This window comes from Blautia sp. MSK20_18 (assembly GCF_020553125.1).
GTDB lineage: Bacteria > Bacillota > Clostridia > Lachnospirales > Lachnospiraceae > Blautia_A > Blautia_A fusiformis.
Genome location: NZ_JAJCGR010000019.1, coordinates 24,418 through 38,542, shown reverse-complemented (window position 1 = coordinate 38,542; position 14,125 = coordinate 24,418). Strand labels below are relative to the sequence as shown.

Genomic DNA, 14,125 nt, shown 5'->3' with positions numbered 1-14,125 from the left:
TCATATTTGTAGGTACTTTGAAGCGGAAAGGGATACAGCGGGAATCGGTCTTCCTTTCCGTCTGTATCCCTTTATATTCCACATCCGCAGGAATCTACCCTTCCCGCGGACTGCTCTGTCCCAATTGATTACTGGTTGCTTAAATACTGTTCAATGCTCTCCATCGCTGCATTCTCATCATCACCGTTGGCAGACAGTGTAATCTCTTCTCCAGCGTCAAGTCCCAGGGTCATCATTCCCATAATGCTCTTTGCATTGACTCTTTTTTTGCCAATCTCAACATAAATTTCACTGTTAAACTGGCTTGCCACCTGAACAAGCTGTGCTACAGGTCTTGCTTCCAGTCCAGTGGATAAGTTGATAGTGATTGGTTTTTTAATCATAATAGCTCCTCCTTGTTCTCCCGCAGCTCATCTGCGATCTCACTCAGCTTGCGAAGCCGGTGATTCACACCTGATTTGCCCACCTGCGGATTCAACATCATACCTAATTCTTTCAGTGTGGCATCCGGATACTGCAGTCTCAGCCTGGCTATCTGTGCCAGTCCATCGCTTAAACTCTCAAAGCCGATAGTTTTGCTGATCAGCTGTATATCTTCCACCTGTCTCACTGCCGCATTTACCGTTTTATTGATATTCGCAGCCTCACAGTTCACCTTGCGGTTTACCGTGTTACGCATTTCCTTAAGTATCCGGATGTTCTCCAGATCCATAAGGGCTACGTTCGCTTCCATGACTGCCAGCATGTCAACGATCTGTGCGCCCTCCTTCACATAGACCACATATGATTTCTTGCGCACCACGATTTTAGCTTCTACGTGAAAGCTGCGGATAATCCCCTGTAATTGTTCTGCTTTCCTGCTGTCCGGACACACGATCTCAAAATGATACCCTTTCTCTGGATCACTGATCGAACCGGACGACAAAAAAGTACCGCGAATAAATGCCCGCTTGCAACAGTTCATCTGAACCACAAGCGAATTATCCATTTCAAGTAAACCGGTTTCGTTATCCACAGAAAGCTTTGTCCCCTGCAGTACTTCCTCTGTTCTGGCAGGATCCGTAACCTCAACAAGATATACCTTACCCCGTTTGAGATGAGATCCTTCCCGGATAACAATCGCTGTCTCTATATTAAAGGTTTTTCGCAATAATGTAAAGCTTTTTCTTGCAACTGCTTCATTTTCTGTCTGGATCCATAGTTTTCTGTTTCCATCCGACATTTTTTCCACACGGCCGCAGCCGCAGAGCAGTGCCGCCAGTTCTGCCACCTGACAGTGCCTGGCCAGACTAAGCTGTCCTGCAAGTTCTTCTTTGACTTTTCCTGAAAATGACATCCCGAACCCTCTTTTACTGTTTCCCTGCCACCCTTTTCATCGCGGCAGTTATTTTTTCAGAAGTCTGTCCTTCTCCGCATCCCTGTGCTCCAGGCGGATGCCGTATTCATCCGATTTGGAAAGCCTGGAAAAAAGTTCTCTGGCAATAGTAACAGAACGATGTTTTCCCCCTGTACATCCGATACCGATCACAAGGCTTGTTTTCCCTTCTTTAATGTAGTTAGGGATCAGAAAACGGATCATATCCTCCAGTTTGTCCGCGAAGGCTTTCGCCGTATCACTGGCCATCACATAATTGAACACTTCATCGTCAAGGCCTGTCAGAGGACGCAGTTCATCCACATAATAGGGATTGGGAAGAAATCGCACATCAAACACAAGATCTGCATCTGCCGGGATTCCATACTTAAAGCCGAAGGAAAGCACAGAGATCATGATATTGCTGAACTCTCTGTCATCCACAAAGATCTTTTCGATTTCCTGGCGAAGCTCCCTGGTAAGCAGATGGCTGGTATCAATGATATAATCCGCACGTTTCCGGAGAAATTTTGTTTTCTCACGTTCCAGGCGGATTCCCTCATCCACTCTCCCTGCTCTTGCCAGCGGGTGGCTTCTTCTGGATTCTTTATAGCGTTTTACAAGGACAGAATCCTCTGCATCCATAAACAGGATCTCGTAATCATACCCGGTCTGCTTCATACGGTCCAGAACTACTTCCAGTTCATCAAGGGCACTTCCGCTTCTGGCATCGATCCCCAGAGCCACATTTCTAACATTTTCGCTCTGCATCTCAGGAAGAAGGGAAGCAAATTTTTCCAGAAGCTGGATTGGAAGATTATCCACGCAGAAATATCCCATATCCTCCAACATTTTAAGTGCAGCTGTTTTTCCTGCTCCTGACACTCCTGTAACGATCACAAAACGCATAGTCTCTCTTCCTTTCCATTTCTTCTTCCGTTATCTGTAAAGCGTACATACGCATTCCTGTTCCCTCTGTTTCATATCCTGGGTATCTGAAAGCCGGGCTACGCTGAGGCTTTTAGGTCTGTGCGATCGGATCCACAGACAAGTAAGTGGTATAATTATTTTGAAAACGATGTACCAGAAATGGTCATCAGGCTTCAAAATCACCCAGGAACTTCACCTCCGGTTCCAGCGTAACTCCATATTTCTTATAAACGATATCCCTGACATTATCCATCAGCGTGCGGACATCCCTGGCAGTTGCACCGCCTGCATTGATCACAAAGCCACAGTGTTTCTCAGAAACCTGTGCACCACCTACCTGATATCCAGCAAGACCGCTGTCCATGATCAGCTTACCTGCAAAATATCCCTCCGGTCTCTTAAAGGTACTTCCAGCACTGGGATACTCCAACGGCTGTTTGGTGGTACGACGGATCGTCAGATCTTTCATGGTCTCACGGATCACTTCCGGATTTCCCTCCTTCAGCTGTAGCTTTGCTTCCAGCACGATATAACCTGCGGTTTTGATGATGCTGGTACGATATCCCAATTCCAGTTTATCTGCCGGAAGGGTAACGATCTCTCCCTCCTCATCCATCACAGTTACCTCTGTGAGAACATCCTTCATCTCGCCGCCATAGGCACCTGCATTCATCACAACCGCACCGCCCATAGTTCCCGGGATCCCGCCTGCAAACTCAAAGCCTGTAAGAGCTGCATTTTTTGCTGCTGCTGCCACCGATGAAAGCAGCGCACCTGCCTGTACGGTGATCTCTGTTCCTTCTACGGTAACGGCAGACATATTTTTGTAGATCTGGATAACCGCGCCACGATAACCGCCGTCTCCTACCAGAAGATTACTTCCGTTTCCGAGGATAAAATAAGGGATCGCACTTTCTTTACAGATTTTTACGATACGCCCCACATCTGTGTCTTTATCCGGCATCAAAAAATAATCCGCCGGACCTCCGATCTTAAAAGTTGTATGACAGCTCATTGCTTCGCCTGTAAAAACACGTTCTTCTCCAAGAAGATCGCAGAACTTTTTTATGATTTCTGAATTCACTTTTTATTTCCTCAGTCTTTCTGTTTTATTTCTGTAAAGCAGACATTACTGTTCCGCCTTGACTCATGCTCATGAACTGGATCTGTCCGTGATCTGCGCTCAATTTCTCATTTGCTGTCAGCTGTGTGAAACGTTTCCGGCTGACAGTATATCCCGCACAACTTCTCCCGCCAGCAGATATCCCGCAGTCCCTGTCACAAAGGAAATATTTCCTTCGGCAGGCTTCTTCACCATAGTTCTTCTCCGTCTGAAAAGCTTTTCTTTTGCCGGTTGTTCTCTGGAATACAGTACTTTGAGTTTACGTATTCCCTGTTTACGCAGTTCTTTTTTTATGATCCTGGCCGCCGGGCATACTGTGGTCCTGCTGATATCCGCAACCTCAAGTCTAGACGGGTCTATCTTGTCCCCGATGTCCAGGCAGGAGATCACAGGCACACGTCCCTCCCTTGCTCTGCTGATCAGAAGCAGTTTTGACGACAGTGTTCCCATTGTATCCACAATATAATCAAAGGAACGCAATTCAAACATTCCCGCAGTCTCCTCATTATAAAAGGTTTCGTAGGTATGCACCAAAATATTCTCATCAATATCCCGGATTCTCTTCTTGGCCGCCTCTACCTTGCTCATTCCCAGAGTAGAATGAAGTGCCAGCACCTGGCTTCCGATATTCGTCAATGTGATCTTTTCATGATCGATCAGTGTCAGACTCCCCACACCGCAGCGCGCAAGTGACTCTGCCACCTGTGATCCGGCTCCGCCAAGACCGAATACTGCAATTTTCGCCCTGCTGAGTTTTTTTACACCTGTATTTCCAACGAGCAATTCCATACGTGAAAAAGCATCCTGCATATCCGTCCTCCTGACACTGTTTTTTCTTTTGATTGAGAAAGACAGCGCCTGTCCGCCGCTGTCTATATTCCTTTTTATTATACTATCTCTGTCCGTAAATGTACAGATATTCTTGTTTTTTAAGATTTTCGCATAAAAAATTTACATTTTCTCATACTATTCCCATACAATCCCACAAGGAGGTTCTGTCCATGCTTCAACAGCTGATTCTGTGCTTTATCGGTTTCTGTGCCGGGATCATCGTTGCAGGAGGTGTCTCCGGACTGCTGATCGGCCTTTCCATTGTTCCCCGCTATGCAGGTATCACGCATACAGCTGACCAGATTTTTCTTTATGAAGATCTGACACTTCTGGGAACAGTTGCCGGAACCGTCGTCACCCTGTTTCCGATCAGAATTCCGCTGGGACCTTTTTTCCTGGCTGTCTGCGGAGTATTTTTCGGAATTTTCCTGGGCGGCTGGATCCTTGCACTGGCAGAGATCGCAAAAGTCTTTCCCGTCTTTGCCAGACGGCTGAAGCTCTCTCAGGGGCTTTCTCCGGTAATAATTTCCATTGCTGCCGGAAAAGCCCTGGGCTCCCTGTTTTATTATGCCATGAGCTGGATGTAATTCTTACTGTCACTCTACCATCTCACGAAAGGATTTTCCATATGCAAAATATCAACGAAAAAAAATATGAACAATATGTCAAGCAGCTTACTCCCACCCACAGTCTGCCGCTGAATATGGCAAAAGCTTTTCTCACGGGCGGACTGATCTGTCTTCTTGGACAGGTTATCTTAAACACAGCACAGGCTCTCGGTGCAGATGCTTCCGATTCCAGAACCTGGTGTTCTGTCCTTCTCATTCTCTTAAGCGTCCTTCTCACGGGCTTTGGTATTTATCCCAAAATCGGCAAATTCGGCGGTGCAGGAAGTCTTGTTCCCATTACCGGATTCGCCAACTCAGTGGCTGCATCCGCCATTGAGTTCCGGGCAGAAGGACAGGTTTTCGGCATAGGGTGCAAGATCTTTACTATTGCAGGTCCTGTGATCCTCTACGGCATCTTAAGCGCCTGGGGACTGGGTGTGATCTATTATATCCTAAAGATCCTGGAGGTGATATCATGAGCAAAAATCTCAGACTTGGCGCAGCCAGCATTGCATTTTCACAGCCTTTGTATATCGAAAGCGCCGCATCCATCGTCAGTCAGAAAGAGGCGGACGGTCCTCTTGGAGATCTTTTTGACCTGGTCTGTGAAGATCCCATGTTTGGCTGTGACACCTGGGAATCTGCGGAAAGCACACTGCAGAAAGAAACTGCCACTCAGGCCATAAGCAAAGCCGGACTGAGCTCCGAAGATATCCATCTGATGTTCGCCGGAGATCTTCTCGCTCAGACATCAGCCACCTGTTTCGGCTCCGCTGGACTTGGAATTCCCTTTTACGGTCTTTACGGCGCCTGCTCCACCATAGGGGAAGCACTTTCTCTCGGTTCCCTTGCTCTGACCGCCGGATTCGGCACACGGGTCTTATGTGCCACCTCCAGCCATTTCGCAAGTGCGGAAAAAGAATTTCGTTTTCCTCTGGGATACGGAAACCAGCGGCCGTTTTCTGCCACCTGGACAGTAACCGGAAGCGGTGCCTGTATCCTAAGTACATCTCCTCCCGGAGAAAAAGCTCCTCTGCGCTCCGGCAAAGGCTGTGCTGCTATCACCGGCCTTACTGCCGGCCGTGTGATGGATTACGGTCTCAGGGATTCCATGAACATGGGAGGCTGTATGGCTCCTGCAGCCTGCGATACCATTGCACGAAGCTTTTCGGATTTCGGGCGGACGCCTTCGGATTATGATGCCGTCTTTACCGGGGATCTGGGGATCATCGGGCAGAAAATCCTCCTGGATCTTCTGGAGGAACAAAATATCCGGCTTTCTCCCATTCATAAAGACTGCGGTATCCTGATCTATGACGATCCTTCTCAGGACACCCACGCAGGAGGAAGCGGCTGCGGCTGTTCTGCTGTAGTCCTTGCCTCCTACATCCTTCCGAAGATTGTATCCGGAGAATGGAAGCGGATCCTTTTTGTACCAACAGGAGCGCTTCTTTCCAAAGTAAGCTTTAATGAAGGTGACAGTATTCCGGGTATTGCCCACGGAGTTGTCATCGAGCATATGGAGGTATGAGCATGGATTACTTTAACGCATTCTGGTTCGGCGGCCTTGTCTGTGCCCTGATCCAGATCCTTCTGGACAAGACAAAGCTGATGCCTGGCCGTGTGATGGTACTTCTGGTATGCAGCGGCGCCCTGTTAAGTGCCGTTGGCGTCTACCGGCCGCTGGTGGATTTTGCAGGTGCCGGGGCCTCCGTCCCGCTGATCGGTTTCGGACATGTATTATGGGAGGGTATGAAAAAAGCCATTGAAGAAGACGGCATCCTTGGGCTTTTTACAGGAGGCTTCACTGCCTGTGCTGCCGGAGTTTCCTCCGCCCTGATCTTCTCTTATCTGGCCAGTCTCTTCTTCCGTCCAAAAATGAAAAAATAATATTCCGGGAAAGGAGTTTTTTCTCATGAGTGATACTCTTTATCTGCAGCTGGATCAGAACATTGAAGTCACCAACCCACATGTATATCTTCAGGATATTGCTGCACTTTCCATGAGTGACCCCAAAATCCTCAATCGTCTGCGGGTCATGCCTGTGATCGTTCTGGATGCGAAAAAGCCCGGACGCTATGTGATGTCTGTCTCGGATCTTCTGAAAAAGATCCAGAAGCTGGAACCCTCCATTGATATTTCTCCCATCGGGGAAACGGATTTTATCATCACCTACCGCATCAGCTCTGCCACAGGGAAAATTTTCCGGTATGTAAAAATCCTTTTTGTATGCCTGGTTTCCTTTTTCGGCGCCGCTTTTTCCATTATGACCTTTAATAATGACGTAGATATGGGTAGCCTTTTTAGCCAGTTTTACACTCTTGTTACGGGAAAAAGTTCCTCCGGCTTTACCATCCTGGAGATTTCCTACTCCATCGGGATCGGCCTCGGCGTACTGATCTTCTTTAATCATTTCGGGCATCTGAAGCTAAGCGATGATCCCACACCTATGCAGGTGCAGATGCGGACCTATGAGGATGATGTAAACCGGACACTGATCGAACAGGCTGCACGAACAGAAAATCCAGAAACTGAATTATAACCAGAGCACACTCTCATACCCGTACAATTCCGCCGCCTGTCGCACAAAAAAAGCTCCCTGCAGATTTCTCTGCAAAGAGCTTTTTTTTATATAATATGGGTTTACTTTTTTTCTGAAATAATATTTACAGAAGTCCTCCGATGGATAAGAACAGAGGAGCAAATACCAGTGATACAATAGTCATAAGCTTGATCAGGATGTTAATGGACGGCCCTGATGTATCTTTGAACGGATCGCCGACTGTATCGCCGACAACGGCTGCTTTGTGCGCCTCGCTGCCTTTTCCGCCATGATGACCTGTCTCGATGTATTTTTTTGCATTATCCCATGCACCACCTGCGTTGGACATGAAGATCGCCATCAGTACACCTGTTACAAGAGCACCGGAAAGAAGTCCTCCAAGAGCCTCAACGCCAAGAACAACACCTACGATAACCGGAACAACGACCGCCATGATTCCAGGAAGCATCATTTCGTGAAGAGCTGCTGTTGTGGAGATCGCAACGCATGATTTGTAATCCGGTTTCTCGGTACCCTTCATGATACCCGGTTTCTCACGGAACTGGCGTCTTACTTCCTCGATCATCTTGTAAGCAGCCTTGGAAACGGATTCCATTGTGAAGGCCGAGAAGAGGAATGTAAGCATACCACCGATAAAGATACCGATCGTAACACGAGGAGCAAGGATATTGATCGCATCCAGATTTACTGCATTCGCATAAGATACAAACAGAGCAAGCGCTGTAAGAGCTGCGGAACCGATCGCGAAGCCTTTACCCATAGCTGCTGTTGTGTTACCTACAGAATCAAGCTTATCTGTGATCTCACGAACTGACTCATCCAGACCTGACATCTCTGCAATACCACCGGCATTGTCAGCGATGGGTCCATACGCGTCAACGGCAACTGTGATTCCTGTTGTGGAAAGCATACCAACTGCTGCAAGAGCGATTCCGTATAATCCATCCACACCGTATGCTACAAAAATACCAACACAGATCAGCAGGATCGGGAATGCTGTAGATTTCATACCTACTGCGATACCACTGATGATAGTTGTAGCTGCACCTGTCTCAGACTGCTCGCCGATTCCCTGAACCGGTTTATAATCTGCAGATGTGTAATACTCTGTAATGTTTCCGATGATGACACCGACAACAAGACCTGCGATCACAGCGATGGCTGCCTTCATGTCTCCGAAGAGAGTCTTGCTGAGGATCAGGGACACAATGATAACAAGTGCTGCAGATACATAGCTTCCTCTTGTGAGGGCTTTCTGCGGATTGGAATTATCATCACCTTTTACAAAGAATGTTGCAATGATGGATGCGATCAGTCCACAGCCTGCAATAGCCAGCGGATAGAGAACACCGGAAACTGCTCCGGCTACCGCACCAAGTGTAAGAGCAGATACCAGAGATCCTACATAGGACTCAAAAAGGTCTGCACCCATACCGGCAACATCACCTACGTTATCACCTACGTTATCCGCGATAACAGCCGGGTTACGAGGGTCATCCTCCGGGATTCCTGCCTCAACCTTACCTACAAGGTCAGCTCCTACGTCAGCTGCCTTTGTATAGATTCCACCACCAACACGTGCAAACAGTGCGATGGAAGAAGCACCAAGGCTGAATCCAGAAAGTACGTCAACGTTCTTTGTGATGATATACACAACGCTGACACCCAATGCACCAAGACCTGCAACACACATACCCATAACAGCACCGCCGGAGAATGCAATGGAAAGAGCCTTGTTCATTCCTCCCTCTTTTGCTGCATTTGCTGTTCTTACATTAGCCTTTGTTGCAACGGTCATACCGCAGTATCCTGCGATTGTTGAAAACAGAGCACCTACTACGAAGCAGATTGCTGTTACCCAGCTTCCAACTCCGATTCCGATCAGTACAAAAAGTACGGCTACAAAAATAACCAGGATCTTGTACTCTGCTGTTAAGAAGGCGCGGGCACCTTCTGCGATCGCACCTGCGATCTCCTTCATTCTGTCTGTTCCTGCATCCTGCTTGCTGACCTTCGCTGCAAGGTATGCTGCGAACAGAAGTGCCAGTACTGCTGCCACCGGCACCAAATACATGTAGTTTTCCACTCTTTTTACCTCCGTTCATGTATTGTTAATACTTTATCACATTATTTTGCATATTTCAAATAGAATTTTCACTTAGTTTTTTGTTAATATTGTGATATAATAAAAATTTATATAAATGGGATAAAAATTTTTTATATTATTGCTCGCATTTTTTCAGTTTCAGACAGCTTATATAATAGGAAGTTTTTTATATCTCTATTTGGACAAAATTTCCATTTTTCTTTCCAGAAGATTTTTTTCCAATAATTGTTTTTCTGCATTTTCGAATCCAATTCGTTCTATAGTCTCGGCAAAACGTTCTCCCTTTAATCCCTGGTCCTTAAAAAGCAGGATTGCCTTCTCAATAACATCCAGTGCCTCTTCCTCTGACGTAAAGATCCGGTTCAGGGCCTTTCCATGAGAAATTTTCTTTCCCCAGCGTCCACCGATATAGATCTTGAATCCGTAGGTACCGTCCGGGATGGAATGGAATGGACATTTTCCCACACACCTTCCGCAGTGTCTGCAAAGCTCCTCATCAATGTGCAGTTTCCCGTCAACGACTTTCGCCACTTTGTTTGGACATGCAGCTTCAATGGCACATTTTTTGCAGCCCTTGCATGCCTCGCTGTCAAAGTGCGGGATCCTCTGTCCGATGATCCCCACATCATTCAGATTTGGTTTCACACAGTTATTCGGGCATCCGCCTACTGCGATCTTAAATTTATGCGGCAGTGCAACCTGACGGTAGCCTTTATAGAATCTCCGGAAAATCTCTTCTGAAATTGCATAGGAATCCAGAAGTCCATACTGACAGGTGGTTCCCTTGCAGGATACTACCGGTCGGACCTTTGCTCCTGTTCCTCCTGTCTCCAGACCTTCCTTCGCAATAAATTCCTGAAACTCTTCGATCTTTTCATAGGGGATTCCCTGGATCTCCACGGAGAGCCTGGTCGTGTAGGTAAGATTTCCGTTGCCGAATTTCTCTGCTGCTTCCGCCATACATCTGTGCTGTGCCGCTGTCACCTTTCCGTTTACAGTGATCACCCGTGCAGAAAATTCATCGGTTCCCCGGTTATTTAAAAAACCCTGCCCCTTCAGTCTTTTCTCTTCCTCTTTGCTTACAGTTAATGCTGACATATTTCCTCCTCCTGGTCTCACCGGTATTCCGATACTTTCCCATGGTATCGTTGCCCTGTATTTTGCAATGTTGAAATCGTTTTCACGTACTTCCTACTATACCACTTGAAGATGTATTTGAGAAATGATATTATTTTATAAAAATGATAGGTTTTACCTATATACCAATTTACAATAAAAGGAGATTCCATATGACCATCCGCCATCTCACTGTTTTTGCGGCCGTTGCGGAACAGGGCTCCATGAGTGCTGCTGCCAAACATCTTTATCTTTCCCAGCCAACAGTCAGTCAGGCCATCCGTGAGCTGGAAGCTCATTATAACGGCCTTCTCTTTGAACGTCTTGGAAAAAAGCTTTATCTCACAGAACGGGGAAAGCTTCTTCTTCCCCATGCCCGTGAAATGATCCGCCAGTTTCAGCAGCTGGAAGAGCTGATGCAGAACCAGGGACAGTCTTCCACCCTGAAGCTTGGCTCCACCCTCACTGTGGGAACCTGCCTGACCCCATCCATTATCCTGGATCTGCAGAAAAAAATCCCGGACCTTGACGTTTACTCCTTTGTCACCAACACGCAAAATATCGAACAGAAGCTTCTGCGTTCTGAGCTGGACGCTGCTGTGGTAGAAGGTGAGATTCATTCCCCGGACCTTGTCGTTCTTCCCATCATCGACGACTGTCTGGTCCTTGCCGCCGGAAAAAAGCATCCGTTTTACCGCAGAGGACGCATCCATGTCCAGGAGCTGAACAACCAGAAATTTGCAGTCCGGGAATATGGAAGCGGTACCAGACAGCTTTTTGAGGATTACACCCTTCGCCATGATCTGAAGATCCGAACTGCCTGGGAAGCCAACAGTCCGCGGGCACTGCTGAACGCAGTGCTGTATAACCAGATGCTCTCTGTTATGTCCATCCGTCTTATGCATCATGAGATCCGTCACCGTTCAGTCCGGGTCTTCTGCAACGAAGCAGGGGAATGGAACCGGAAATTCAAGCTGGTCTATCACAAGAATAAGTTTCTTACCCCTGCTATCTTTGAGCTGGAAAAGATCCTTCACACCTATCAGCAGCTGGAACTACCCTCTGTCATGGGTGTTCTGGAACAGGAATAAGCAGGGGACTTACCTGATCCAGTAAAAAAACGGCCGCACATATCGCTCTTACGATATGTACAGCCGTTTTTCGTTTTTTTCTCACCCGACAGGGTCGGATCTTTTTTTGAACCGGATATTTAGTTTGATTCGTTGAACACGTTTTTATCCAGTGCACCGTTCTGGTGTGCAACGATGGTTGTGCAGACTGCATCACCGGTAATGTTAACCGCTGTTCTGGTCATATCCAGGATACGGTCAATACCCATGATCAGACCAATTGCCTCAACCGGAAGTCCTACAGAGTTAAATACCATGGTCAGAGTAACAAGACCAACACTTGGTACACCGGCAGTTCCTACGGAAGCAAGGGTTGCAGTTCCGATAACTGTCACATAATCCATCGGACTTAAGTGGATACCGAAGGCCTGTGCCGCAAATACTACGGCAACACCCTGCATGATAGAGGTACCGTCCATGTTGATGGTAGCTCCAAGAGGAATGGTGAATGAAGAAATCTTCTTGGAAACACCCACTTTTTTGGACAGGGTATCAATTGACATCGGGATCGTGGCATTGGATGTAGCTGTTGAGAATGCAAATGCCATAACCGGGAAAAATTTCTTGATGAATTTTATCGGATTCAGTCCTGTGAAGATCTTCAGCAGGATCTGGTATACGCCGAAGCACTGGATCGCCAATGCAAGGAGAACACCGATCATATATTTTGCCAGCGGGATAAACGCGCTGAAACCGATGTTTGCAAAGGTTCTGCTGATAAGGCAGAATACACCGATCGGTGCAAGTGCCATGATCATCATGGTCATCTCCATCATGATGTCATTGAACTGGCTGAAAAAGTTCGCTACTGTCTCTGCGCGCTCTCCCATTTTCGCAAGGATCACACCCACGATCAGGGCAAATACGATAACCTGAAGCATGGTTCCGCTTGCCAGGGAATTGATCGGATTGTCCGGAATGATATTCAGGATGGTATCCGTAAGAGAGGTAGCCTCCATAGTCTCCACAGAGGAAGCGGAGGACTGAATAGAGCTCATATCAAGTCCCACACCCGGATTGATCAGATTACCTACCGTCAGAGCAACCGAAACAGCCAGAGCTGTAGTCGCCAGATAAAATACCAGTGTTCTCACACCTACGGTTCCAAGCTTCTTGGTATCACCGATGGACATACTTCCGCAGACAAGGGAACAGAATACCAACGGTACAACCAGCATTTTCATCAGACGGATAAATCCCTGTCCGATCACATAAAGGATTCCCTCCACGATCACATCTTTCTTGAAGCTGCTGTCAGGAACCAGGTAACAGAGAATGATTCCCAGTATCGCACCTGCGATCAGCGCCACAAAGATCTTCGTGGTAAGGCCCATTTTCTTTTTCTGCTGTGTTTTCTCTTTTATATTTTTCTCTTTCATTCTAGTCCTCCGCTCTTTCATCCATATATTCTTTCAGCGATGCTTTCCAGTCCGGCATGTCATACACTTCAATAATACGGAGGATAAAATTATCAAGGACGGCATATGGCGGTCTGACAGAAGAAAGATCTGACTGCTCTGTCGGCACGGATCTCAGTTCGATCTCCTTTCCTGCAAGGCGAAGGATCTCGGTTGCAAACTCATAACGGTTGCATACACCGCTGCAGGTTACGTGATAAGTTCCATATTCGTTGGTATCGATAAGATACAGGATCATTCTTGCCAGATCCTTGGCGCTGGTCGGTGATCCGAACTGATCCGAAGCAACGGAAAGCGCCTGGCCTTTTTCTGCTGTCTCCAGCACACGGTTTACAAAATTGTTTCCGCCTTTTCCGTATACCCAGTTGCTTCGGATAATGAAATGTTTGTGTGTAAACTCTTTTACATAGTTCTCTCCGGCTCTCTTGGAACGGCCGTAAACAGTCAGCGGATTGGTATCGTCAAACTCTGTATACGGTTTTTTGCTCTTTCCGTCGAAAACATCATCTGTGGAAAGCTGGACGATCTTTGCCCCGCATTTTCTTGCCACGATGCTTAAGTTTCTTGCTCCCAGTGCGTTGACACGGTATGCATGTTCCGGATTCTTCTCACACTCATCGGTATCTGTGATACCGGTGCAGTTGATGATCACATCCGGACGGTTAATGGAACCGAAGTTGATCACTTCATCTGTGTCTGTGATATCCAGCTCATCAAGATCTGTGTTCAGAGTCTCGATCTGCATTGGATCCAGAACATCATTCAGTGCCCGTCCGATCTGTCCGTTGGCACCTGCGATCCATACTTTTAACATCTTTCTACCTCCCTGGTATAATGTGTGTGATACATAAATAAAGAGACATCGATTTAGATCAAAACCAATGCCCCTTTAACCTATATACTGAAATATATTTTATCAATATCACAAAAAGCTGTCAAGAAAAA

At 47.0% G+C, this 14,125-nt stretch carries 15 protein-coding genes; 6 read left to right on the top strand and 9 right to left on the bottom strand.

Going from position 1 to position 14,125, the window contains the following annotated elements:
- Positions 1-128: 128 nt before the first annotated feature.
- The 5 genes from LI091_RS11405 to LI091_RS11385 all read right to left on the bottom strand — a co-directional run bounded on the left by LI091_RS11405 (position 129) and on the right by LI091_RS11385 (position 4,217).
- Positions 129-383, bottom strand: coding sequence for an HPr family phosphocarrier protein (locus LI091_RS11405; protein ID WP_015526913.1), 255 nt, complete (start codon positions 381-383; stop codon positions 129-131).
- Positions 380-1,336: a DNA-binding protein WhiA gene (whiA, locus tag LI091_RS11400; protein ID WP_114002455.1), complete on the bottom strand. Its 957-nt coding sequence runs from the start codon at positions 1,334-1,336 to the stop codon at positions 380-382. The genes LI091_RS11405 and whiA overlap by 4 nt, the downstream gene beginning before the upstream one ends.
- Before the next feature lie 48 nt (positions 1,337-1,384).
- Positions 1,385-2,263, bottom strand: a complete 879-nt coding sequence (gene rapZ, locus LI091_RS11395) for an RNase adapter RapZ (protein WP_015526911.1) — start codon at positions 2,261-2,263, stop codon at positions 1,385-1,387.
- A 187-nt stretch (positions 2,264-2,450) separates the two neighbouring features.
- The gene (gene murB, locus LI091_RS11390; RefSeq protein ID WP_265191174.1) at positions 2,451-3,368 is read right to left on the bottom strand and encodes a UDP-N-acetylmuramate dehydrogenase; all 918 of its coding nucleotides are present in this window, start codon (positions 3,366-3,368) and stop codon (positions 2,451-2,453) included.
- A gap of 117 nt (positions 3,369-3,485) precedes the next feature.
- Positions 3,486-4,217 (bottom strand): tRNA threonylcarbamoyladenosine dehydratase, encoded by a 732-nt coding sequence (locus LI091_RS11385; RefSeq protein ID WP_044961026.1) that lies wholly within the window; start codon positions 4,215-4,217, stop codon positions 3,486-3,488.
- Positions 4,218-4,408: 191 nt separating this feature from the next.
- Between LI091_RS11385 and LI091_RS11380 the strand changes: the two genes are divergently transcribed.
- Genes LI091_RS11380 through LI091_RS11360 form a run of 5 tightly spaced genes read left to right on the top strand, consistent with a single transcriptional unit; the run spans position 4,409 to position 7,388 of the window.
- Positions 4,409-4,825 (top strand): stage V sporulation protein AB, encoded by a 417-nt coding sequence (locus LI091_RS11380; protein ID WP_015526908.1) that lies wholly within the window; start codon positions 4,409-4,411, stop codon positions 4,823-4,825.
- A gap of 41 nt (positions 4,826-4,866) precedes the next feature.
- Positions 4,867-5,325, top strand: a complete 459-nt coding sequence (locus LI091_RS11375) for a SpoVA/SpoVAEb family sporulation membrane protein (protein WP_059085336.1) — start codon at positions 4,867-4,869, stop codon at positions 5,323-5,325.
- Positions 5,322-6,377, top strand: coding sequence for a stage V sporulation protein AD (locus LI091_RS11370; protein WP_110103644.1), 1,056 nt, complete (start codon positions 5,322-5,324; stop codon positions 6,375-6,377). Before LI091_RS11375 ends, LI091_RS11370 begins: the two co-directional genes overlap by 4 nt.
- Positions 6,378-6,379: 2 nt before the next feature.
- Complete coding sequence (locus tag LI091_RS11365; protein ID WP_059085334.1) at positions 6,380-6,736, top strand: SpoVA/SpoVAEb family sporulation membrane protein; 357 nt, start codon at positions 6,380-6,382, stop codon at positions 6,734-6,736.
- A gap of 25 nt (positions 6,737-6,761) precedes the next feature.
- Complete coding sequence (locus LI091_RS11360; protein WP_265191173.1) at positions 6,762-7,388, top strand: stage V sporulation protein AA; 627 nt, start codon at positions 6,762-6,764, stop codon at positions 7,386-7,388.
- A 124-nt stretch (positions 7,389-7,512) separates the two neighbouring features.
- On the opposite strand, the gene LI091_RS11355 is transcribed toward LI091_RS11360, so the two are convergent.
- Entirely contained in the window at positions 7,513-9,495 is a 1,983-nt protein-coding gene (locus tag LI091_RS11355) for a sodium-translocating pyrophosphatase (protein ID WP_044961021.1), read from the bottom strand.
- Positions 9,496-9,690: 195 nt separating this feature from the next.
- Complete coding sequence (locus LI091_RS11350; protein WP_021977051.1) at positions 9,691-10,614, bottom strand: 4Fe-4S binding protein; 924 nt, start codon at positions 10,612-10,614, stop codon at positions 9,691-9,693.
- Positions 10,615-10,805: 191 nt separating this feature from the next.
- On the opposite strand from LI091_RS11350, the gene LI091_RS11345 reads away from it, so the two are divergent.
- Positions 10,806-11,723: a LysR family transcriptional regulator gene (locus LI091_RS11345; protein ID WP_059085331.1), complete on the top strand. Its 918-nt coding sequence runs from the start codon at positions 10,806-10,808 to the stop codon at positions 11,721-11,723.
- 119 nt (positions 11,724-11,842) lie between these two features.
- On the opposite strand, the gene LI091_RS11340 is transcribed toward LI091_RS11345, so the two are convergent.
- Both LI091_RS11340 and rfbD read right to left on the bottom strand, forming a co-directional pair.
- Complete coding sequence (locus tag LI091_RS11340) at positions 11,843-13,141, bottom strand: dicarboxylate/amino acid:cation symporter (RefSeq protein WP_015526900.1); 1,299 nt, start codon at positions 13,139-13,141, stop codon at positions 11,843-11,845.
- Between the two features lies 1 nt (position 13,142).
- Positions 13,143-14,033: a dTDP-4-dehydrorhamnose reductase gene (gene rfbD / locus LI091_RS11335; protein WP_265191178.1), complete on the bottom strand. Its 891-nt coding sequence runs from the start codon at positions 14,031-14,033 to the stop codon at positions 13,143-13,145.
- Positions 14,034-14,125: the final 92 nt, after the last annotated feature.

What these genes read in the sequence shown, in the direction of transcription:
- LI091_RS11385 (WP_044961026.1), bottom strand. Translation starts at nt 4,217, where the DNA reads ATGCAGGATGCTTTTTCACGTATGGAATTGCTCGTTGGAAATACAGGT.
- LI091_RS11375 (WP_059085336.1), top strand. Translation starts at nt 4,867, where the DNA reads ATGCAAAATATCAACGAAAAAAAATATGAACAATATGTCAAGCAGCTT.
- rapZ (WP_015526911.1), bottom strand. Translation starts at nt 2,263, where the DNA reads ATGCGTTTTGTGATCGTTACAGGAGTGTCAGGAGCAGGAAAAACAGCT.
- LI091_RS11380 (WP_015526908.1), top strand. Translation starts at nt 4,409, where the DNA reads ATGCTTCAACAGCTGATTCTGTGCTTTATCGGTTTCTGTGCCGGGATC.
- LI091_RS11340 (WP_015526900.1), bottom strand. Translation starts at nt 13,141, where the DNA reads ATGAAAGAGAAAAATATAAAAGAGAAAACACAGCAGAAAAAGAAAATG.
- LI091_RS11365 (WP_059085334.1), top strand. Translation starts at nt 6,380, where the DNA reads ATGGATTACTTTAACGCATTCTGGTTCGGCGGCCTTGTCTGTGCCCTG.
- whiA (WP_114002455.1), bottom strand. Translation starts at nt 1,336, where the DNA reads ATGTCATTTTCAGGAAAAGTCAAAGAAGAACTTGCAGGACAGCTTAGT.
- LI091_RS11350 (WP_021977051.1), bottom strand. Translation starts at nt 10,614, where the DNA reads ATGTCAGCATTAACTGTAAGCAAAGAGGAAGAGAAAAGACTGAAGGGG.
- LI091_RS11360 (WP_265191173.1), top strand. Translation starts at nt 6,762, where the DNA reads ATGAGTGATACTCTTTATCTGCAGCTGGATCAGAACATTGAAGTCACC.
- LI091_RS11405 (WP_015526913.1), bottom strand. Translation starts at nt 383, where the DNA reads ATGATTAAAAAACCAATCACTATCAACTTATCCACTGGACTGGAAGCA.
- LI091_RS11370 (WP_110103644.1), top strand. Translation starts at nt 5,322, where the DNA reads ATGAGCAAAAATCTCAGACTTGGCGCAGCCAGCATTGCATTTTCACAG.
- LI091_RS11345 (WP_059085331.1), top strand. Translation starts at nt 10,806, where the DNA reads ATGACCATCCGCCATCTCACTGTTTTTGCGGCCGTTGCGGAACAGGGC.